Annotated in this window: 15 protein-coding genes and 1 rRNA gene; 7 read left to right on the forward strand and 9 right to left on the reverse strand. The window is 30.6% G+C overall.

The genetic code is table 11. The features are described from left to right. Positions 1 to 494 precede the first annotated feature (494 nt). Together LJY17_RS05700 and LJY17_RS05705 are read left to right on the forward strand one after the other, a co-directional pair. Positions 495 to 1,814: an AAA family ATPase gene (locus LJY17_RS05700; RefSeq protein WP_264542881.1), complete on the forward strand. Its 1,320-nt coding sequence runs from the start codon at positions 495 to 497 to the stop codon at positions 1,812 to 1,814. After that, on the forward strand, positions 1,814 to 2,566 hold the full coding sequence (locus tag LJY17_RS05705) for an HNH endonuclease (protein ID WP_264542882.1): 753 nt from the start codon (positions 1,814 to 1,816) through the stop codon (positions 2,564 to 2,566). The genes LJY17_RS05700 and LJY17_RS05705 overlap by 1 nt, the downstream gene beginning before the upstream one ends. Positions 2,567 to 2,917: 351 nt before the next feature. Here the strand turns inward: LJY17_RS05705 and LJY17_RS05710 are convergent, their stop codons facing one another. From LJY17_RS05710 to LJY17_RS05735, 6 genes are all read right to left on the reverse strand, one after another. Then, positions 2,918 to 7,174 carry a hypothetical protein gene (locus tag LJY17_RS05710; protein WP_264542883.1) on the reverse strand — a complete coding sequence of 1,419 codons (4,257 nt, stop codon included), beginning with the start codon at positions 7,172 to 7,174 and terminating at the stop codon, positions 2,918 to 2,920. Between the two features lie 94 nt (positions 7,175 to 7,268). Next, a complete protein-coding gene (locus LJY17_RS05715; protein WP_264542884.1) occupies positions 7,269 to 10,922 on the reverse strand; it encodes a hypothetical protein in 3,654 nt (1,217 codons plus the stop codon). A 150-nt stretch (positions 10,923 to 11,072) separates the two neighbouring features. Next, positions 11,073 to 12,155 carry a Fic family protein gene (locus LJY17_RS05720; protein WP_264542885.1) on the reverse strand — a complete coding sequence of 361 codons (1,083 nt, stop codon included), beginning with the start codon at positions 12,153 to 12,155 and terminating at the stop codon, positions 11,073 to 11,075. A 503-nt stretch (positions 12,156 to 12,658) separates the two neighbouring features. Then, positions 12,659 to 13,444, reverse strand: a complete 786-nt coding sequence (locus LJY17_RS05725; protein ID WP_264542886.1) for a patatin-like phospholipase family protein — start codon at positions 13,442 to 13,444, stop codon at positions 12,659 to 12,661. 89 nt (positions 13,445 to 13,533) lie between these two features. Beyond that, positions 13,534 to 14,226 carry an SIMPL domain-containing protein gene (locus LJY17_RS05730; RefSeq protein ID WP_264542887.1) on the reverse strand — a complete coding sequence of 231 codons (693 nt, stop codon included), beginning with the start codon at positions 14,224 to 14,226 and terminating at the stop codon, positions 13,534 to 13,536. Between the two features lie 42 nt (positions 14,227 to 14,268). Continuing rightward, entirely contained in the window at positions 14,269 to 14,895 is a 627-nt protein-coding gene (locus LJY17_RS05735) for a rhomboid family intramembrane serine protease (RefSeq protein ID WP_264542888.1), read from the reverse strand. Between the two features lie 92 nt (positions 14,896 to 14,987). Between LJY17_RS05735 and LJY17_RS05740 the strand changes: the two genes are divergently transcribed. Then, on the forward strand, positions 14,988 to 15,863 hold the full coding sequence (locus LJY17_RS05740) for a lysophospholipid acyltransferase family protein (protein WP_264542889.1): 876 nt from the start codon (positions 14,988 to 14,990) through the stop codon (positions 15,861 to 15,863). 18 nt (positions 15,864 to 15,881) lie between these two features. On the opposite strand, the gene LJY17_RS05745 is transcribed toward LJY17_RS05740, so the two are convergent. Then, positions 15,882 to 17,369, reverse strand: coding sequence for an aminotransferase class V-fold PLP-dependent enzyme (locus LJY17_RS05745; protein ID WP_264542890.1), 1,488 nt, complete (start codon positions 17,367 to 17,369; stop codon positions 15,882 to 15,884). A gap of 113 nt (positions 17,370 to 17,482) precedes the next feature. On the opposite strand from LJY17_RS05745, the gene LJY17_RS05750 reads away from it, so the two are divergent. From LJY17_RS05750 to LJY17_RS05760, 3 genes are read left to right on the forward strand one after another with little or no spacing between them, the layout of a single operon-like run. Beyond that, positions 17,483 to 19,048: a protein adenylyltransferase SelO gene (locus LJY17_RS05750; protein WP_264542891.1), complete on the forward strand. Its 1,566-nt coding sequence runs from the start codon at positions 17,483 to 17,485 to the stop codon at positions 19,046 to 19,048. 39 nt (positions 19,049 to 19,087) lie between these two features. Continuing rightward, positions 19,088 to 19,519 carry a VOC family protein gene (locus tag LJY17_RS05755; RefSeq protein WP_264542892.1) on the forward strand — a complete coding sequence of 144 codons (432 nt, stop codon included), beginning with the start codon at positions 19,088 to 19,090 and terminating at the stop codon, positions 19,517 to 19,519. Between the two features lie 45 nt (positions 19,520 to 19,564). Further along, positions 19,565 to 19,978, forward strand: coding sequence for a hypothetical protein (locus tag LJY17_RS05760; protein ID WP_264542893.1), 414 nt, complete (start codon positions 19,565 to 19,567; stop codon positions 19,976 to 19,978). A 39-nt stretch (positions 19,979 to 20,017) separates the two neighbouring features. Here LJY17_RS05760 and glmM read toward each other — a convergent pair whose 3' ends face one another. Then, a complete protein-coding gene (gene glmM / locus LJY17_RS05765) occupies positions 20,018 to 21,406 on the reverse strand; it encodes a phosphoglucosamine mutase (RefSeq protein ID WP_264542894.1) in 1,389 nt (462 codons plus the stop codon). Positions 21,407 to 21,535: 129 nt separating this feature from the next. On the opposite strand from glmM, the gene LJY17_RS05770 reads away from it, so the two are divergent. Further along, the gene (locus tag LJY17_RS05770; RefSeq protein WP_264542895.1) at positions 21,536 to 22,135 is read left to right on the forward strand and encodes an ACP phosphodiesterase; all 600 of its coding nucleotides are present in this window, start codon (positions 21,536 to 21,538) and stop codon (positions 22,133 to 22,135) included. A gap of 299 nt (positions 22,136 to 22,434) precedes the next feature. On the opposite strand, the gene rrf is transcribed toward LJY17_RS05770, so the two are convergent. After that, positions 22,435 to 22,544: ribosomal RNA gene (rrf, locus tag LJY17_RS05775) — 5S ribosomal RNA — on the reverse strand. Positions 22,545 to 22,674 lie beyond the last annotated feature (130 nt).

Raw genomic sequence — 22,674 nt, forward strand, 5'->3', positions numbered from 1 at the left:
AACGAAAATACAGCAGTGCTTTTGAGTAAGCGAAGCTTTGGTGCAAAAAAATTATTTACTGTTGATAGAAAGATGCTTTAGGGCATCTTTTTGTTTTTATAGTTACATGATGTAATTGTCAATTTGGTAGAAACAGTTATCAAAAACGGAGCATTTACTTTTACCCTAACCCCCACTACCCTGCTTATTGTATTTTTGGGTTATGGAATGGTATGAAATTATTGGGTTACTTGTGATTTGGGTTTTAGGACTTTACTTGAGGGGGAAGCTTATTGAGTATAAGAAGGATTATTATAGGGGATATAATGGAAGTTGGAGGACTAGGAAAAGGAAATGAAAGGCGCTTTAGGGTGTCTTTTTTTGTAGGTAAAAGTTTGAAACTGTATTCTATTAAAAAATTATCTCAATATACGTCAATAAAATTACCTCAAGTAACTTGTCTGAATAGGTAAATTCTAAATAAATTAACTATATTTCGACGATGAAAAATTAAGATGCAAATAAAACACATACACATTAAAAATTTCAGAGGCTTTGAGGATAAATCGTTTACCTTTAAAGAAAGATTCACTGTGGCTATTGGAAATAATGGACTTGGAAAATCGACCTTATTAAACGCATTACAAGTTGGTTTAGGTGCGTTCTTACAATCGATGCCAACTCTACCAGCCAACTACATATACAGAAGGCAATTTAAAAAAGGAGAAAGGTTTGTAAAATATCATGCTGACAGAAAAGATTATTTACCAAATAAGGAAAATCCCTCAATTACAGTAACTTCATCATGCTATAATAGTAATTTGTTTGATGAAATTTCTGAAACTATCAGTTGGCATAGAGAATATCTACTAAGTAACTCCACCACACATAAAAAAGAACATTCAGTCGATATTATTCATTACGCGAATTATTTATTTGATAATCATGATAAAAATTCAGACATCTTATATCCTGTTTTAGCAAATTTCCATATTAATAGAACTAATGCTCAAGTTAGAAGAGTTGATAAAAAATGGCGCAGAATGTCTCGACTTGAAAAAGGATACTATACAGCTTTAGGAGAAAGTGTTGATTTTACAGGTGTATATGAGTGGCTGTACAGTTATGAAAAGAAAGTAAGGGACGATGTAGAGTTTGAAGGTACAATCCAAGCAATGTATCTTGCTATAACAACTGCAATACCTTATATAAAAGAAATTGAATATAATTCAAAGTATGATGAGTTTGAAGTTTTAGTTGATTTCAAAGACGGTCAACCAATAGAAAGAAAAATTGCTTCTATGTTAAGTGACGGAATGAAAGCAATGTTATATATGGTTGCAGAAATTGCTTATCGTTGTGTTATGCTTAATGGGAAGTTAGGATTTGATGCAATAAAAAATAGTCCTGGAATTGTATTAATAGATGAACTAGATATGCACTTACATCCAACTTGGCAACGACATGTAATAAACGATTTAAAAACTGCTTTTCCTAAAATTCAGTTTGTAGTAACAACACATTCCCCATTTATTGTACAAAGTATAAATGCTGATGAACTAATAAATCTAGATGTTTTAACCACTATAAATCCTAAAGATTATTCAATCGAAATTATATCTGAAGAAGTTATGAATGTAGATGGCTCATACGGAACTGAAAAGAACGAAGAGGAAAGTCAAAGCCTTGAATATTTTCAACTTTTAGCGGAAGCAGAAAAAAGTAGCAACAAAGATGTCTACAAAATGAAATTGGAGCAACTTGAAAATTCAATAACTGATACTGGCTTAAGAGCTTATTTAAAAACCCATAGAATAGCCAAAAATATTATTTGATGCGACCAATAAAAAATAGTCCCATACCACAGGTGAACGGTGTAAATAAATCTTACACAAATTATCAAGAATGGCGTGAAGACATTACAAATGCTTATGGACAGCATTGTGTATTTTGTAATGATAGATTACAAAGTAGGTTTGAGGTTGAACATTTGGTAGCTCAATCTTTGGGAATAGTTTCTCCTTTGGCTTGGAATAATCTGTTTCTTGCTTGTGGTCCTTGTAACTTGGCAAAATCCAATAAAGTTGCGAATACCTCCACCCACTATCTTCCAAATTCCAATAATACTCACTTGATTTTTGAATATTCAATTAGAAAACATAAGAAAAATGGCAAGTATGCTTGTATTCCTATTTTCCATCCAAATTTAACTCAACACCAACAAGCAAAATCTATTAATACGATTGCATACACAGAACTAAACAGAATTGAGCAAACTCCGATACGTCAGAGAAAAATGACAGATGTTCGTTGGCATAATAGATACAATGCTTATCAGGTTACTAAGACACAAAGAAATCTATGGGATCAATTAACTACACCTCAGCAACAAACCGCCTACTTAAATACAATCTCACCGTTAGTTCACAAAACAGGTTTTTTTTCTCTATGGTTAAATGCCTTTAATGGTGCAACTGATGTTTTAAAAATTGTTATCAATTGTCTACCGAATACATCAGATACTTCCTTTGATGCTAACTTTAATCCTATTCCTCGCAACCCAATAAATTTAGCTGACAACATTTAAATTACAAACATTAAGATATATTCTACAAAAAAAATATTTTAATAATATTGTTTATTGATACTTTTCATAATGTTATTATTAATTTAGAATAAATAGTTATCAAAAACGAAGCATTTTTACTGTTACCATAACTACCACTAACCTGCTTACTGTATTTTTGGGTTATGGAATGGTATGAAATTTTAGGAATAATTGTATTTGTGCTTGCCGGGGTTTGGTTGCGGGGAAAGGTTTATGATGGTCGGAAGTATCGTGGGTATAATGATAGTTGGAGGAATAGGAAATGAAAGACGCTTTTGGGAGTCTTTCATTTTCTTTTCTTCCTAATTATTTTGATGTATATAATAAAAACTAGTAGTTTCCAAGCCACTCTCTTCTTTCTTCTATTACAGTAATGTCACAAGTTTCAACAACAGGCCGAATCAATTTCTGAACAATATTTGTTTCAATATTTATCAGGGCAATAATTTCCTCTAACTCTTCTCTTGTCCCCACATAATTATCTTGAACAGCTTTTAATGAATAGAACTTAACAAAAGGAATAAGTATATTTCGTTTAATTGCCGGAGCATTTTCAAAGATACTTGTTAGATATGGGAATATATTTATGATTTGGTTAAATCTTTTAATACTATCAGTCTCAAGAAAAATATACCCAAGTATACATATAAACTGGAAATCTTTGTTCTCTCTTTCACCATATTTATTTGCCTCTATAATAAGTTCATTGGGAGTAAATTTATTCACCATTATCCTTACAATCAAAAATTCTATATCCTCCCATAATTTTTTATTAGAAGCAATATGAACATAATTTCTAATCCATTTTAAAAATATTTCCAGCTTAACATTTGCTTCTTGCTCTTTGTTGCTGAATGAAAGTAAAACCATTATAAACATTGGTAAAACAGACATAGAAATTAAAGTTTCTTCTGCAGCATTCCACTCCCCGCTTGGTCGTTTCAATAATAATTCATCAAAATTTAATTTAGACGCAATATCATACCTTTCTTCAGGCGTAAAGGCATTAGCATACGCAGAAATGACATGAAATTGAAGAGCCCATTCAAAATGAACTTCTAATTCAAAATTAATTAACGGATATTGGTTACAGACAGTGGAAATCATCATCATTAAAGCTGGATCGCCAATTTTACGAGTTTCATCAAAAGCTTTTAATGACCATTTGTAAGCACTTGAAATATCATCAATCCCTTCAGAAAAAATAGCCATTTGTGCAAACAACAGAACATCTTTATTCGGTGTATATAGGTCTGATAAATCTTTTGTATTGAAAAGAAAAATTCCTTGATATGGCTTTACATAATTTGAACCATCAGCAACATATTCTGGAACCTTATCTTTGGCCACGGAAGCAGAAATATATCCTAACGCATGAGCCATCCATGAAAGGAGTCTAATCCAATATGGCCCGTACTTTTCGCTTTTAATAACGAACAATCTAGATACGGCATCCGCAAAAGTCTCATAACTTCTTTTACTTTGATTATTTTTCCAATATGCTATACCTAATTCACTTAGCATTTGAATATAATCTAGATCGGAGGATTCTTGAGAATTATTTAATAGTTTCACAGCTCTTTCCAAATAACTAACGGCTTTTAAACTATTAGTTTCAGATATTGATGCAGCACCGTAAGCTAAAGTTTCACTAAAAGTGATTTGTTCATCACAATTAGTTGCTATTGCTCTCTCAAGCCACCTTTCATTCTTAATGTTTTTCTCATCATTAAAAAATAATTTCCCTAAATTCTCATACAAAAGATACTTTGCTTCAATCGATTCAAATTCCTCGCTGAATTTAATTGTAATTCTTTCTGCTTCATCTTTATTCGCTTGAAATTCTAGGGCAATCCTTTCTTTTAAAATAACTGCTGACAAAATTTCAAAATTTCTTTCTATAAAAAACTTAGCAATTCTATCAAGAATAGTAGCAAGATTTTTTGGATTAAAAGACTGATTTGATTTTTCATTTTGAACAATATGACCAACAAGAACACCAACTGCTAGTTGAGCCACGTCTTTGATAAAAAAATCTGTTTGAGCTTTAACATTAAATACTTGAACCAATTCGATCCAAGTCCAAACCTGTTCTTCCGTTGTTAACTGTTGTACCGGAATCCAAAGAAACCCTTCTAATAATTCAACAGAAATAGTATCTTTAAATGGTTCTTGTATTTGCGAAAAATTCTCAAGAATAAATTTTAATCGATTAAAATAATCTTTAACATCGAGTGACGCATCGTTAATAAGTACAGTTATATCTATCAATAATTTTTCAGATACATTAATAGCCTCTAAAGAAACATTTCTTAATTTTTCAGTAAATACAGTAATATCTTTATCTAAAATTTTTCTTAACCTAATTTGTTCTGAACTTAATTGAACTTTTAAAACAGGTAACATATTTTTTGGAAAATCAGTACTAGTCCAAAAATCAAGATAACCCCAATTATCCAAATAACTAACTGTTTCTTTAGTTTGTGCTGAATTAAAAAGTTTTAGAAGTATAATCCCCGCTGAATTATAATTTTCTCCTTTTATAAAAGAGGAAATTATATGTATAGCATTTATTACATTAACTTTCTTAGTAGCAAGAATTGATTGAGCTATTGCTGAATAAGTTGACTTAATAGTTTCATTTGAAAGATTTTTAACCCCCAAGTCATAAATCAATGGAGAAGTTTTATACTGAGTGCCAGATTCTTCGATCCAAACATTTACGAGACATTGTAATTTTTCAAAAGGTGAACTGATTTTACCTTCAACATCACAAACTGCTTTAACTTCCTCAAATCTATATCCCCAATGAATAAGAGTTAGCCTATAAAGCAACTCTCTTATTTGACTATCTTTAATGAAGCTTGATATAATTAATTGAGAATCTTTTAAGATTTCTTCCGAAAACTCTTTATTAAAAATATCTTCAAACAAAAGTGTAGGATTCTCAAGCCAATTCAAAGTTTTTAATCGATTAACTAATGCATAAAGGATTTGAGGGTTACGATGACTTGCAAGTGCAATAAGATTAACACACTCAATAACATAATCAGGAGCTTCATTTTTTAAAAGGATTTCTTTTATTTCTTCATCACTAAATATAAAATCTGTATATTCACTAAAATTATTGGCAGATAATAAAGCTATTAGAGATCGTGGAATTTTATAATTTGAAGTTGTCAGCAAATAAATTTGTTTTTCTTTAATCTTTGATGCTAAAAGAACTAACAATTGTTGAAGTGAACTGCCATTATTTATTTCTGGTAAATCATTAATAACAATAATTGTTCTTGGAGGGAATTGATTTATTATATCATTAACCCAAAGATTACGATTAACATTTATAGGAATATTAGATATTGATGACAGAAAAGCCTCTATTAACAAAGTCGACTTTTCTTGAGAATCATTATATTCTCTTAGCTCTATCCAATGAATATTATCGAAACGTTTCGATGTCAAAATAGCCGTATGAGTTTTACCCGTACCATTTATTCCTTGAAAATTTACCCATGAGGTTTCCTCTAAAAGAGAATAAATTTCATTTATTTTTCTATCACGAGTTGTGCCTTTTTTTACTTCTACAGGCGGTATTGATGATAAATTTTTAATTCTAACATCAAAAACTGTATCTGAATTTTTAATTGCCTGAATATCTTCATCCAAAATATCTATCTTTTGGATACTTAAAGATAAGCTATTTTCAATATTTGTTAAATTATTTTCAATATTAAAAACCCTTTTATTGATACTCTCTAATAAATTAGAGACAACTTCAAACATTAAATTTTCTTCTTGATTAAGTGACGGTAAAAGACATTGAGCTTTTAATACTTTAAGATTCACCGACTTGGCAGACTTATTTGTTAATAGCCTAAATACATACAAAAACAATCTAGGATAAAGGATATCTGCATTAACTCTTTCTGGTAAAATATCTATTTCTGAAATTTTTTTCTTTACATTTTCACTTATAGAATCACTGTCAAGAAAATTTGTACTCCACTCAAAATCTTTTATAAAGGATAAAAGCTTAGATGAATCTTCAATAAATATTTTAAAATTCTTCCACTTTTCTTGACTTTCTTTGTCCTTTTCTTCTACTTTGGCAGGATCTATTAATTTCTCACTAACTTTTTTAACAAGATGATCTTTAATACTTTCAAGACGTTTATCATCTAATTTCACAGTATCCTCTACAAAAAGATTCTGCCAAACACTTATCCCCGAAGAGCCATTAGTAAAAAGCGATGGTCTCTCTTTTGTGTACTTCGCATTAGTAACAAATCTGAACAAAACTTTTTTAGTTGGATTGTTTGATTTATGTAAGAAAAAATTAAGTAGCAACTCCAGTGTAAGCTCATTATTTAAAGATATTGAAGATTCTCTATATTTAATCTGTTCTAATTTTCGAGATAACTCTTCTCCTTCGTTACTATTTTCAACAATATCAATATCCTCGCCCCTTTCCAAATCTAAAACCTCATTATCTTTTAAATCTAACCAACGAAGAATAGTCATATCAACTTGATAAACAAATCCTCTTATTGTACTCCAAGCATCCCTATTCGTAATTTCTTTAAACATTCGTAAAAAATATCTATCAGTTTATTATTATTTTATTGTTGTAAAAAAAATCAACATCTCTAATCTCCTTTATCAAGAGTGAAAAATTAAAATTTTAATCCCACTCACTAACAAATTCACTTTTTCTTTCTCTTTCAATACTCATTTTTGTGTACATAATGCTTCTATCGATAATTTCAATGAATTCATAATAATTGAGATTATTTTGTGTCACTAGAAAGTCTTTCACTTTTTCATACTGCGATAGTTCAAACTGCATATTTGGCAGCCTACTACCCATTGTAACACCCGCTGAAGTATAAAAATCTAATCTTCTAAAAAGCTCCAAGTCACAACCTTTTTCTAAAATCACTTTGAGGAAATCCAGCATTTTATCTCTATAGACGGTCGTAACAATATTGAATATTAATTCAATCATTTTATTATCGTTAGTCGCAACTAATTTATTATTCAAAAAATCAATTTCCTTTTGACTATTCCCTTTGAATGCTTTTGAAAATTCTGATTCGCCATGTAAATAAATACTCTTGAACTTTACCAGATAATCCATCATTTTACCTAAAACAACTTCATAATTATCTAAGTCCCATAATTTCTTAAAATCATTATCATTAAAATCTCTCCTCGATAGATAGTCTTTTTCGTCAAAGCTATATTTTAACAGCTCCACAATAAAGTCCGGATTGTAGGATAAAATAATTTTCAACACTTCTAAATCATAATCAAAATGTCTTCTTTGCTTATCAAAATACAAATAAAGCGTTTCAATTGTTTTTAAGTTATCTATAAATACATATTGGTGTTTTTCGTTTATGATTTTAAAAAAACTATCATACATCATAAGATCATTATCTGACTGAATTTTAGAAATTAAAATGTTTAGTATTTTTCTAATTTCATCATCAATAACCAAGTCCAAAACATTCATTTTATTAATGAGATCATCAATAAACCAAATGTTTGTAAAATCATTCTTTTTAATGAAATCTAAAACGAAGTTGTAATCTTCAATGGTCAAATACTCCTTTGGTGATTTTATAAAAAGATCTAATAAGTAGATTTCTGTTTTAGGCTTATTTTTGAACAATAACTTTAAACTAGAAATTTTTTCCTCGTTATAGTCAATACTTGACAGTATTTTACGCCAATAGAGACTATTATAGTATTCATAACTAAAAATTACTTCGATTACTCTTAAAAATAAATTGAAATCCTTTTTTGCAAGGTTCTCAATTATGTCCGATACGATACCGGTTATTGAAAAATGCTTTTTCTGATGATTGTATATTACATCTAAAGATTTTGCAAAATCTAAATAATCCTCAAACTTATATCCAGAAAAGCTATTAATAACACTTTTTTTGTTTGTTTCTCCTCTTTCGTCTAAAAGCAAACAAAGTTTAAATTCTTTTGAACTAATTAGATCTCGAATTTCTTTTTTATAATTAATTTTTGAAAAGGATAGTGTCCTTAAATATGTATGTATAATTGAGGACTCTCTGAAATCATTATTGACAAAATTTTCTTCAAAAAAAGAAACGATTAGTTTCTTATCAAAACTCAATATTCTTTTTTCTTTCTCATGATATCGTGTATAATGATGCCTCTCAAAAAATTCATAAACATCTTCTTTCAGGCTTTCATTTTCATAACAGTTAAAAATGAAATTGAATAATTTTTCTCTGAATTTTTTATGCTCTTCTGTTAATGCAATGTATTCGTGGTTGGTGTAAAATTTATTTCCATCTCCACTGTGAAAACAGTCATAACTATCAATTAAATATTTATCAGCTATAAATACTATTATCTTCGAATAGAAAATCTTATTCTCGTTTATTTTGGAGTATAAAAAATCAAAAAGTTTTAATTGAGTTTTATATCCATACTCATAGCTAAATCTTTTATATGTAAATGATTGCTTGAATACTTTTAAAACTTTTGTAAATAACAATTCACTTGACAAGCCATATTTCATTAACAAATCAAGCGCAATTTCAAACTTATCAGGCAAATTTTGAAAATTAACTAAAAGATTAATTATTCGATCGTCATAAGTTTCAATATGATTGTCTTTATAAATTTCAAATTTAAGCTTATCAAACCCAACCTGATTTAGAGATTTCAAACAGCTATTTACATATAGAATAGTTTCTGTTTCTAAGTAAAACCAAAAGTTCTCCAAAAAAGTAATTGCCTTATTTTGGTCTTCTCTTAATGAATTCCATTTTTGATTAAGATCATAAAGAATTAAATCTTTAACTTCATAAAAACCATAATTACTAATGATTGGGTTTAAAAGGTGTATTAATGATATTTTACGCTCGTCGAAATGCAAATCCAATAATTGGCTAAATGGAATGTGTTGCTCCTTAATAAAAATTAAATAAAAGATGTATTCACCTAAAATCTGATCTGCTATCTTATATGTGTTTTTGAATTCGTCGGCTAATTCATTCTTAACAAGTAAGCTTAGTTTTTCTACTAAATCATTTTTTGCAATTCCGAAATAATTAAAGATAGCATCCGTTAGATCTGAATTGGAAATATCTATTGATCTAAATAAAGTTAGAATTCCAGCAGTCTTAAGTAACACCAAATCATCCTTTATACTACTATTTGCAGAAGAAAAATACTCTTCTAATATTAATGATGCTTTATTAAGTTTTTCAATATCATTATTTAAACCAGCTATTGCTGCCATTAAAGCAATCCTCGGGTTTCCTCTCGAAATTGAAAATATTCTATCAACATAATAACTACTGATTTTATACTCTGGTGATTGTAAAATTTTTGCTAAGTCATTTCTATCGAAATTTTTCAATTCTAATAACTCATAATTTCTAAGTTCTGATTCTACTTCTCGCTTCAGATAATTTCTAACCGTCAATATTATTTTAATGTCTGAATCCTTAAATTCATTTTTAAAATTAATTATTGATATCAGATTGCTTTTCAACTTGTTCGCATCATCAACTACAATTAAGTACTTTCTATCTTTAGTAAGCTGAATCTTTAAGTCTTCCCAAATTAATTGATTATTATTTCTAATGTATTTTACAATATAATCTGGATTATCTTTAATGTAATTTGTAACCAACTCTAAAGAAAATCTTGTTTTCCCCACCCCTGCTTGACCAGTAATTAGTAAAAAATCACTATTATTTAATTGTTCTTTACTGCTTTCTAATTCTGTAATTCTATTATAAAATGCATTTGATAAAGGAGTAGCAAATTTTGATTTTTCATACTGCCTTACAAAGTCACTCATTTCTAAAATTTGCCCCGTGTCAATTGATAATCCCAGTTCTCTAGCTAATGAAGGATAGTCTTTAAAAATATAATTTGCAAAAGCATTTAACCCAATAACTTCAAGCTGTGTAAAATTATTTATTGAATTTTTATGGACATTAAGTTCTTCTTGTATTTTAGTTGTAATCTCCTGATTACATATCAAGATAATCCTTGATATTTTATCTGATGGTATATCTTTTTGATTAAAGCAATGTTCAATATCCTTTTTAAGCTTAGGAACCAACGTTATTTTGTCTGTAGTGGTTATTTCACTAAAAACGTACTTATCATTATCTGGAACGAAATTATCAGGTGTTCCTTTCTTAGATTTTTCCTTGCCAACAACAATTCCTGTGGGATTTACTATCGGATATCTATAAGCTAAATATAACCTACAAATATTTGCGAATTTATCAGGGTTGCATCTTAGAAGCGCTTGTTCAATGGCTGTAATCATAAGTAGTCGTTTGTAACAAAAATAAACTATTATAAATTCATCTATTACTTAATTTCACAGTAGTTATTAACCACGATAAAGGATTTATTTACATCATAAAAAAGGTTTGACTTTCATTAAAATCAAACCTTCTAGTTTCAAATTTCCAAATTATTTAAGCCTATACGTAGTACTCCTACCGCTTCCTTCCTGCTCCAGAATATCTTTTTGCATAAGGTCCTTAATATCACGCAAGGCAGTATCTGTAGAAGTCTTATTGATTTTTGCATATTTTGATACATTGAGCACCCCAAAGAAATCGTCGAGAAGTAAATGAAGTATTTTTTGTTGTCTGGCATTAAGCTCAGTTTCCCTGTGAGTTTCCCAAAATTTTGCGCGTGTTAATGTTTTAGAAACTACCTCGTCTGTTTGTGCCATAGAGTGCATAAGGCAATCTAAGAACCATTCTAACCAGGGCGTTATGTCTAAGTCTCCTTTTTGGGTGTTTTCCAGTATGTCGTAATACTTATTCCTTTCTGCCTGTATTTGTGCTGACATAGAATAAAATCGCTGCGAACTTTGGTCTGCTCGTGCTAGTTGCAAATCGGCAATTGCCCGGGCGATACGGCCGTTACCATCGTCGAAAGGGTGTATCGTTACAAACCATAAATGTGCTATCGCTGCTTTTATTACGGGATCTATATCTTGATTTGCTTCCATCCAATCCAGAAACTGTTGCATTTCTGCCGGAACTTTTGCAGCAGGTGGAGCTTCAAAATGTATTATTTCTTTACCCATAGGACCCGAGGTTACCTGCATTACATCCGTCCTCCACGCTCCTACATTAATTTTGTACATGCCGCTTCTTCCCGTTGGGAATAATGCTGCATGCCAATCGAAAAGCCGCTCGGCTGTTAATGGCTTTGCGTAGGATTGTGTTGCATCTAAAAGCATTTCTACTATTCCCTCGACGCTACGCTCTGCCGGTACAGCTCCAGCTATTTCAATTCCTAAACGTCTGGCTATGGATGAGCGCACTTGTTCTGGGTTTAGCAGTTCTCCTTCTATCTGACTTGTTTTTACTACATCTAAGGTAAGCGCCTTTAACATAGTTTCTTCCTGTAGCTTAAAACCTAAAGCTTGCATTTGCCCAAGTATCCTTCCTTGATTATGCCTTACTGCTCCTAGTAATGGTGAAATTTTATCGGCATCCCAAGTGAAATTTGGCCAGTCTTTTCTTTGATGTATGTACATAATCACCGCTGTTTTGCGGTAAATATAAGGTTTTTTTGCCGCACTTTCATTGCTTTGCGGTGATTATTTGATTTTATTGCCGTATTTATGCGGTGATTATATTTATTTATCACCGCACCGTGAACACCAAACTTGTAAAAATGAAGAAATTTAAGCATGAAAATAGCATCAAAAAACCTTTGTATTTTTAGTCTGATTTAGAGTGTTTTATTTGGTCAAATTACCAATAATAACTATCTTAGCAATATAAGATTTGAAGCTATTTGCAGTACAGATGCAAAATCGAGACCTTGTTTTTTTGACTAAGTATATTTCATTATATATCAACGGATTAGTCAGGATGTTCGAATCCTGCTCTCCCCACAAAAAAGCGAATCTAAATGATTCGCTTTTTTTATTGAATTCAATTTATAAATTATTATTCTTTGATACTAAAAATTTTTCTATTCAATAAAAAGTAGTATCCAAAAACATAAAAGAAACTACATAAAGAGTCTTTTTTTTTACTCATCAATATTTAGTTCATTATATGATTTTTTTGCTTCTTCATAACCCACTTTAAAAATCTCATCCATTTTAGCCCGACTTGTTTCAAATGTACCAAAACGAGCTAATTCTTCAGGTTCTATAACCCAATCACAAATATTAAACTTATGAGTGTTAGAATTAGCCGAAAGTAAATCAAACGCTCTTGTGGTTACTGCTTTTATGGATGACAAATCTTTTCTTTCAATTTTTTGAATTGGACTTACATAAACACCAATTAAAGACTCACATCTTCCCTGAAGAATATCTGTTGGAAAATGATTCAATATTCCTCCATCACTATACAAATTTCCATCAACCTCAAACGGAGACAAAACACCAGGAAAGGATGAAGAAGCTAATACAGCATCAACAACTTTTACATTATTATCAAATACTTTTAATTTTCCTTTTACAAGATCTGTAGCTGTTATATGAATTTGGATTGGCAAATCGCCAATCTTCTTATCACCAAAAATTGTATTAAAATACATCTTGAAGGCATCAGAATCAATTAACCCTGCTTTCTTGAATGTAAAATGTTTCCAGTTGAAGAAATAAATAGATTTAAAAAAGTTCAAAATATCATCTGGTGATTGACCACCAGCGTACAATGCTGCCACTATAGATCCTGCACTTGTGCCAGCTATATGAATAGGTTTTATATTTTTCTCTTCTAAAAATTTTAAAACACCAGCATGAGCCAAACCTTTGGTCCCTCCTCCTGATAAAATTAAACCGATTGAATTTTGATGCAGTTTCATTAAAAAAGTAAATTCTTACAACAAATATAGAATAGTATTTAGTCAATTTCAAAAAACAAAAAAAGCCTCGTTAAACGAGGCTTTTTAAATTATTCTAGAACAAACGCTACTTGTACGTTTGCCGTGACTTCAATTTCTCCTACAGCGAGTGTTTCTCTTGGCGCTGAATCGGCTTTAGCTAACATCATTTCACGACCTGCAAATACTGGTTGTGGATAATACGTTTGTGAGTTATCAGTAATCAACAAAACTTTCCCTAATTTTAAATTCAAAGCTGACGTATAATCAGTTGCTTTTTGTTTAGCATCAAACATAGCTTTTTTTCTAGCTTCAGATATGTATTGCTCTAATTTAGATGATTTAAACTCTACTCCATTTATATTTGTTATTCCTGTATCTGGTAAATCCATCATAAAAGCATCATACTTTTTAATATCTTTAAGAGTAATTGATATCGTCTGGTTAGCCGTATAATTATATTTCTTTTTCTCATAATCATAATTCTTATACAAATTCACATTTGTAGTTTGATAATCTGATTGAGGGATATTTTGACCTTTTATGTATTTGATAACTTTTTCGATAATTACATCATTCGCTTTTTTTACTTCAGCGGCATCTTTTCCTGTATTTTGAACACCTACAGAAATAATTACCTGATCTGGCGTTACTTTTATTTTACCTTCTCCTGCAACACTTATTTGTGGTACTTGTGGTCTTTGATCTTGAGCATAAGTCATAACCGTAAAAATTGTCATTAATGTTACTACTAAATTTTTCATATTTATATTTTTATAAGATTGCTATTACAAAGTCTGTGCCAATTATATTTTTCCACTCTTTGTCAGAAAAAATAATATTACTATTGGCACTGCTAACAAAATTACCATATATGTGTTCTCTGTAAACAATTCTGGTCTTTGTGATAAAGTGATTACATAACCACCTATTGCCCCTCCAAAATGTGCCGTGTGTCCTATATTATCGTTTTTTACCTTCATTCCGTAAATAGATGAGAGTAAATAAATAAAACCATAAATAGAACCTGGCAAAAAGCCAAAAATCATTAACCTATCTTCAAGCAAAATAGAACTAAAAATTATTCCAGTTACTGCGCCAGAAGCTCCAACAGCTCTATAGGAATAATCGTTTTGGTGAAAATATAATGTTAGCAAACTTCCGCAGATTAAACTACCTACATATATTAGTAAAAAAGAAATATTGCCCATATTACCAAATACTACTGGAGCAAACATATATAAGGTAAACATATTGAAGAATAAATGAGCCCAATCTGCGTGTAAAAAAGCTGATGAAAGCATTCTAATTTGCTCACCTGCTCTTATACTTGCTATGTGAAATTCGTATTTTCTAAAAAAGGAAATATCTTGAAAAGCCTTATAACTCAAGAGGAGATTTGCCCCTATTATTCCTAATAAAATTGGGTTCATGTTTTTTATTAGTAAATATAAGAAAAGCTTTTAACATATATTTACGTAATAAGAGTAGAATAATAATTTATATTTGCTTAAACTTTTAACTAATGCAATTACTTGTTTTTCTTATAATTTATCCGCTTTTGTGGATTATTTCAATTTTACCCTTCCGACTTTTATATATTTTTTCTGATTTTGTTTATTTTATGGTTTACCATGTTATTGGTTACAGAAAAAAAACTGTTAGAGAGAACTTATTAATTGCTTTTCCACACCTTTCTGATAAAGAAAGACTAGCTATTGAGAAAAAATCATTTCAGCATTTATGTGATATGTTTTTAGAAATGATAAAGACATTAAGTATTACTGATAAGCAAATCGAAGAACGTTTTACCTATGCAAATCTTGAAGTCTACAAAGATTTAGAAAAAAAAGGTAAGAGTATTGCTTTATTAACTTCTCATTACGCTAGTTACGAATGGGTAATTTCTATGAATAGAAAAATTTCTCATAAAGGTTATGGCATTTATAAGCAAATAACGAATCCTTACTTTGATGATTTAGTAAAAAAAATACGTTCACGCTTTAAAGCTTATCTAATTACTACTAAAGAAACTAAAAAAACTATTGCAAATAACTATAAAAATGGGGTATTAGCGGTTTATGGATTTGCGAGTGATCAAACCCCAAGAAGATCAGACAACATGTACTGGTATACATTTTTTGGACAAACTACTGCTATTCATTATGGTGCTGAAAATTTGGCCAAAGAATTTGATATGAATATTATTTTCTTAAAAGTAAAAAAAATAAAAAGAGGATATTACCAAGCTAGTTTTGAAGTACCAACAGAAGATGTAAAATCTGTTCCTAATTATAAAATTTCGGAAGAATTTATGAGAAATGTTGAACAACAAATCATTGAAGCCCCTGAGTATTATTTATGGACTCATAAACGATGGAAACATAAAAAATACGATTAATTGATTAATAACTTCAAATTATAACTCGAACAAACTCTTTATCTCATCCTCATAATTATTAGATGCATTTTTATGAGCAAATTCATTTGATTTAGTATTATACTCATAATCATTAGCCCATACTTTATGATTTTTAGCTAACTCTTCAATAGAAGTTACAACAAAATCAATCTCTTTATTAGTAGTTGTTGGATGAATAGACATTCTTATCCATCCAGGTTTTTGCTCTAAATTTCCTGTATCAATATTGCATGTAATACTGTTTGAAGTTTCTTGATCTACATGAAGTAAAAAGTGACCATAAGTCCCTGCACAGCTACATCCACCGCGAGTTTGGATTCCAAATTTATCATTCAACAATTTAACACCTAGATTATAATGTAAATCGTCAATATAAAACGAGATCACTCCTAACCTATCTTTGTGTTGACCAGCCAAAATATTCAAATTAGGAATTGATGATAATCTGTCAAAAACAAAATCAACTATCTCATGTTCTCTTTCAAGAATATTTTTAACTCCCATTTTCTCCTTCAACTGAATTGCTAAAGCAGTTTTAATTACTTGTAAAAAACCAGGAGTTCCACCATCTTCTCTATCTTCAATATTATCTATATATTTATGTTCTCCCCAAGGGTTTGTCCAAGATACAGTTCCTCCGCCAGGACAATCTGGAACATTGTTTCTATATAAGTTTTTATTGAATACTAAAACTCCTGAAGTACCAGGACCTCCTAAAAATTTATGTGGTGAAAAGAAAATAGCATCAAGGTAAGACTCTTTATCCGCTGGATGCATATCGATATCAACATAAGGTCCTGAACACGCAAAATCCACAAAACAAACACCATTATTTTGATGCATAATTTTAGCTACTTCATGATATGGAGTAGTTATACCAGTTACATTTGAACAAGAAGTTATTGAGGCAATTTTGAAACTTCTATCTTTATATTGATTTACTGCGTTTCTAAAATTTTCTAACGAGAATAAACCTTCATCATCTGCTGGAACAACTACAACATCAGCAATGGTTTCTAACCAAGATGTTTGATTAGAATGATGTTCCATGTGAGAAATAAAAACAATTGGTTTTAACTCTTTTGGTATGTTAGTAAACTCTTTAAGATTTTCAGAAACACGAAGTCCTAAAATTCTTTGAAACTTGTTTACAACACCTGTCATACCTGTTCCATCGGTAATTAAAACATCATTCTCATTTGCATTTACATGATGCTTAATAATATGACGAGCTTCATGATAAGCCATTGTCATAGTAGTTCCAGAAACTGTAGTTTCTGTATGAGTATTTGCTACAAAAGGACCAAACTCATTCATCATTTTTTCTTCAATAGGACGGTATAATCTTCCGCTAGCTGTCCAATCAGTATAAATAATTTTCTGTTTCCCAAAAGGAGACTCAAATTCCTGATTTATACCAATAATATTTTCTCTAAATTGTTGAAAGTATTGTTCTAAAGCTGTAGAAGATTCTGTTGCAATCATTGTGTTGTAATTTGACGCCAAATATACATCATTTACCAATTCTATAACGTTAATAAAACTATTTAATGACTACTTTTGAGTTATATAACAAATTCAATTTTCTTTTATTAAATATGCTTCTTTCAATTCAAAATAGATTTACAAATGAGCTTCCTGCAGATAAAGACAATTCTAACGAAGTTAGAAAGGTTTTTGATGCATGTTTTTCATTCGTAAAACCAACACCAACATCAAATCCTAAATTAATCCACGCTATAACTGACGTAGTTGAAATGATTGGTTTAAAAGAAGATGATATAACATCTGATGAATTTTTGAATGTTTTTACAGGAAACAAAATTCTAGAAAACACAAAACCCTATGCTATATGTTACGGAGGACATCAATTTGGTACTTGGGCAGGCCAATTGGGTGATGGCAGAGCCATAAATTTATTTGAGACAGAAAACAACAATCAATATTATACTTTACAACTAAAAGGTGCAGGGAAAACTCCTTATTCAAGAAATGCAGATGGTTTAGCTGTTTTACGTTCTTCAATTCGAGAATATTTATGTGCCGAAGCCATGCATCATTTAGGAGTTCCTACAACAAGGTCATTGTCTTTATCATTATCAGGAGACGAAGTCTTACGTGATATTATGTACAACGGAAATCCCGCTCTCGAAAAAGGAGCTATTGTTTGTAGGGTTGCTCCTTCTTTTATTCGCTTCGGAAATTTTGAAATTTTTGCTTCAAGAAATGATTTAAAAACACTTCAACAACTGGCTGATTTTACTATAAAACATTATTTTCCTGAAATTACTTCTGAAAAAAAAGACAAGTATGTTGATTTACTCGAAAATGTTGTCAAAAAAACGCTTTTGATGATTGTTGAATGGCAACGTGTTGGTTTTGTTCACGGAGTCATGAATACTGATAACATGAGCATTCATGGTTTAACAATCGATTATGGTCCTTATGGTTGGTTAGAAGATTACAACCCAGACTGGACTCCAAACACTACTGATATTCAACACAAACGATACCGATTTGGAAATCAACCCGAAATTGCACTTTGGAACCTTTATCAATTGGCTAATGCTTTGTATCCATTAGTAGATGAGGCAAAGCCTTTTGAAGATATTTTAAATAGTTTTCAAACAGAATATGAGGCTAAATACTTGGAGATGATGAAAGGAAAATTAGGCATCACTTTAGATAATGAAACTGATATCAAGTTGATTTATCAGTTAACCGAATTACTAACAGTAAAAGAAATTGATATGACAATCTTCTTTAGATTATTATCAAACATCAAAAAAAATGATAATCAGGAACAAGCCTTTTCAAAAATTAATACTGCTTTCTATCAATTAGATGAAATTAAAGATGAGATTTTAAATGCGTGGCACTTTTGGCTTAATCAATATATTGAAAGGATAAACCTAGAAAACATAAAAGATTCTGAAAGAAAACAAAAAATGAATATTACAAATCCTAAATATGTACTTCGTAACTACATGTCACAAATTGCTATTGATGCAGCAGATAAAGAAGATTATTCAATAATTGATGAATTATACACTCTTTTGCAAAGACCTTACGACGAACAACCGGAAAAAGAAAAATGGTTTGCTAAAAGACCTGATTGGGCAAGAGAAAAAATAGGTTGCTCAATGTTAAGTTGCAGTTCTTAAAAAACTATTATATTTAAATTAACTAAAAACTATATAACTATGGCAAGTGTACACACTTATTTGACTTTTAATGGAAATTGCGAAGCTGCTTTTAATTTTTATAAATCAGTTTTTGGTGGAGAATTTGAATATATCGGAAAATTCAAAGATATGCCACCTGCAGAAGGTCAACCTCCAGTTTCAGAAGCAGATGCTGATAAAATAATGCATATTAGTTTACCGATTGGAAACGGAAGTTCACTTTTTGGCAGTGATACCTCTGAAGGATTTGGTGGAAATCTAACTTTTGGAAACAACTTTTCAATATCAATAAATGCAGAAAGTAAAGAAGAGGCAAATAACTTATTTAATGGGCTTTCAGCTGATGGAAATATAGTAATGCCTTTGGGTGACACTTTTTGGGGAGCATACTTTGGCATGTTTATTGATAGATTTGGAATAAATTGGATGGTAAACTTTGATTACAAATAATATTTCTATTTAAATTAACGTTTATACCATAAAAATCTATAACCAATGAAGAATTTAATTAAAACCACAGTAATTGCGGCCTTATTATTTTTAATTATTCCGGAAAATATGTTTGCCCAAGGTCCGCCACCATGGGCCCCGGCACATGGATACAGAGCTAAAACGAAGCATATTTACTTTCCTGAACAAAACTTCTATTATGATATAGAAGCTCGTAATTATATTTATTTAAACGGTGGACACTGGTCTATAAGTGCTACTATTCCAAGACCGTTTATCAATATAAATTTAGGAGTTGCTCCTCAGGTTCAACTAGATTTTATTGGCCACAATCCTTACAGAGATAACCATGTTCACGTGGTAAAATACAAAAAACCTAAAAAACACAAGGTAAAAGTTATTCATTATGATGATCATGACCATCATCATCACAAAGGTCATGGAAAGCATAAACATTAATAATATAAAAGCCCTTAAAAATTTTAAGGGCTTTTTTTATTAAATTCCAGCTATATCTTTTAATTCATTAACAAATCGTTCAGCTAAAACATCCGCTTCCTTTTGTGTAGGAGCTTCTGTATAAATACGAATTATAGGCTCAGTATTTGATTTACGCAAATGAACCCATTCTGTAGGTAAATCTATTTTTACGCCATCTATCGTCGAAATATTTTCTGAACTATATTTCTTAGTCATTGTTTCTAAAACTGAATCAACATCAATTTGAGGAGTTAATTCAATTTTATTTTTACTCATATAATATTGTGGATAACTCGCACGTAACTCAGCAACTGTTTTCTCTTGACCGGCTAAGTATGTTAAAAACAATGCAACTCCAACCAAACTATCTCTTCCATAATGCAACTCTGGATAAATGATTCCGCCATTTCCTTCACCACCAATAATCGCATTCGTTTTCTTCATTAATTCCACAACGTTCACCTCACCTACTGCACTTGCCTGATAGCTTCCATTGTGTTTCTCGGTAATATCACGTAAAGCTCGAGATGAAGACATATTAGAAACTGTATTTCCGGGTGTTTTACTTAAAACATAATCAGCAACAGCTACTAAAGTATATTCCTCTCCAAACATTTCGCCATCATTAGATATAAAAGCCAAACGATCTACATCAGGATCTACAACAATTCCAAAATCAGCTCTCTCTTCAACAACAAGTTTACAAATATCCCCTAAGTGTTCTTTTAAAGGCTCGGGATTATGAGGAAAATGACCATTAGGTTCACAATAAAGTTTTACAACTTCCACCCCCATTTGTTCCAATAACTTTGGAATAATTATTCCTCCAGAAGAATTAACTCCATCAACAACTACTTTAAATTTCTTTTTAGAAACAATGTCAGTATCAACTAAAGGCAACTCCAGTACTTCATCGATATGAATATCCATGTAAGCAGCATTTTCTGTAATTAATCCTAAATTATCGACATCAACAAAATCAAAAACTCCTGCTTCAGCAATTTCAAGAATCTTTGCTCCATCTGCTCCACTTAAAAATTCACCTTTAGCATTTAACAATTTCAGAGCATTCCATTGTTTGGGATTATGGGAAGCTGTCAAGATTATACCTCCATCTGCTTTTTCTAGAGGTACCGCAACTTCAACTGTAGGAGTAGTAGATAAACCTAAATCAATAACATCAATACCTAAGCCTATCAAAGTGTTTGTTACCAAATTATGAATCATTGGTCCTGAGATTCTAGCATCTCTACCAATAACTACAACCAATTTTTCTTTCTCCAATGTATTCTTTAAAAATGTCCCATAAGCCGAAGCAAATTTTACTGCATCTACTGGTGTTAAATTATCTCCAACCTTTCCACCGATTGTGCCACGAATACCTGATATAGATTTTATTAAAGTCATTAAAATATTTTCAAAAGTTAATATACAAATATAAAAGTTACTGAGTTCATAACTATCACATCAAACAGTTTTTTTAACTGATTGAATAATCCTTAAAGTTTGTATATTTGAGATAATTACAACTAAAAGATGAATTTTCTTGCTCACATATATTTATCTGGTGACAACGAATTAATAAAAATTGGCAATTTTATGGCTGATGGAATTCGTGGTCAACAATACAAAAACTTTCCTATTGAAATACAAAAAGGAGTACTACTACATAGAGCAATTGACACTTTTACTGATGCTAATATAACTTACAGAAAAAGTAAACATAGATTACATGAAAAATATGGGCATTATTCTGGTGTTATAATGGATATTGTTTATGACCATTTTTTAGCAAAAAACTGGAACAATTATTCTAATGAAGATTTAGATGATTATGCCAATAATTTTTATCAATCATTAAAACAGAATTATAGTATTCTTACTGATAAAACTAAGAATATGATGCCTTATATGATAGCTCGCAATTGGCTAAAAAGTTATGCGACAATTTCGGGACTGGAAATGATATTGTTCCAAATGGATCATCGTACAAAAAATAGAGTAAATATGCAGGAAGCAATAGTCGAATTACAAGAGTTCTATATCTATTTTGAAGAAGAATTCTTCACTTTTTTTAAAGAATTACAAGAACATTCTGCAAAAAAATTGATAGAAATCAACAAAAACTTTAAATAAAACTTCACTTACAGGATTTTTTTCTGTATACTCTATACCTTTTCAATCTATCTGTATCAAACATTTAAAGCATGAATAGGGATTCTTTTCTTATAATCTGTACATATTTCTATTTTATTACAAAACCAATATATAAAAATCCCCATCATTACTGATGAAGATTCTCTAAAGAAAAATTTGATCTTAAAAGGAGGATTGCCAGTGGCAGCCAGGTACGTTAACTTTAGTTCACCTACAAGTAATTCTTACAAGATTATAAAACAAAAAACCCCTCATCGAATGATGAAGGGTTTTCTAAAGAAAGGCAGCGACATACTCTCCCACAGGATTGCAGTACCATCTGCGCAGGCGGGCTTAACTTCTCTGTTCGAGATGGGAAGAGGTGAGCCCCGCCGCAATAACCACCTTAAGGTCGTTTTGCAAGGGTGATTTGGTTAAAACCAGACCAACATTACACAATATCTTAACATACTGAGATAAAAATCATTGATCCCTGAGGTATACTCGAAGGGAGAAAGTTTGCCGCGCCCCTTGCGGGG

It is taken from the genome of Flavobacterium hankyongi (assembly GCF_036840915.1).
GTDB lineage: Bacteria > Bacteroidota > Bacteroidia > Flavobacteriales > Flavobacteriaceae > Flavobacterium > Flavobacterium hankyongi.

Bases quoted from the DNA above. Each gene is read 5' to 3' on its own strand.
- LJY17_RS05700 (WP_264542881.1), top strand. From the start codon at position 495: ATGCAAATAAAACACATACACATTAAAAATTTCAGAGGCTTTGAGGAT.
- LJY17_RS05705 (WP_264542882.1), top strand. From the start codon at position 1,814: ATGCGACCAATAAAAAATAGTCCCATACCACAGGTGAACGGTGTAAAT.
- LJY17_RS05710 (WP_264542883.1), bottom strand. From the start codon at position 7,174: ATGTTTAAAGAAATTACGAATAGGGATGCTTGGAGTACAATAAGAGGA.
- LJY17_RS05715 (WP_264542884.1), bottom strand. From the start codon at position 10,922: ATGATTACAGCCATTGAACAAGCGCTTCTAAGATGCAACCCTGATAAA.
- LJY17_RS05720 (WP_264542885.1), bottom strand. From the start codon at position 12,155: ATGTACATACATCAAAGAAAAGACTGGCCAAATTTCACTTGGGATGCC.
- LJY17_RS05725 (WP_264542886.1), bottom strand. From the start codon at position 13,444: ATGAAACTGCATCAAAATTCAATCGGTTTAATTTTATCAGGAGGAGGG.
- LJY17_RS05730 (WP_264542887.1), bottom strand. From the start codon at position 14,226: ATGAAAAATTTAGTAGTAACATTAATGACAATTTTTACGGTTATGACT.
- LJY17_RS05735 (WP_264542888.1), bottom strand. From the start codon at position 14,895: ATGAACCCAATTTTATTAGGAATAATAGGGGCAAATCTCCTCTTGAGT.
- LJY17_RS05740 (WP_264542889.1), top strand. From the start codon at position 14,988: ATGCAATTACTTGTTTTTCTTATAATTTATCCGCTTTTGTGGATTATT.
- LJY17_RS05745 (WP_264542890.1), bottom strand. From the start codon at position 17,369: ATGATTGCAACAGAATCTTCTACAGCTTTAGAACAATACTTTCAACAA.
- LJY17_RS05750 (WP_264542891.1), top strand. From the start codon at position 17,483: ATGCTTCTTTCAATTCAAAATAGATTTACAAATGAGCTTCCTGCAGAT.
- LJY17_RS05755 (WP_264542892.1), top strand. From the start codon at position 19,088: ATGGCAAGTGTACACACTTATTTGACTTTTAATGGAAATTGCGAAGCT.
- LJY17_RS05760 (WP_264542893.1), top strand. From the start codon at position 19,565: ATGAAGAATTTAATTAAAACCACAGTAATTGCGGCCTTATTATTTTTA.
- glmM (WP_264542894.1), bottom strand. From the start codon at position 21,406: ATGACTTTAATAAAATCTATATCAGGTATTCGTGGCACAATCGGTGGA.
- LJY17_RS05770 (WP_264542895.1), top strand. From the start codon at position 21,536: ATGAATTTTCTTGCTCACATATATTTATCTGGTGACAACGAATTAATA.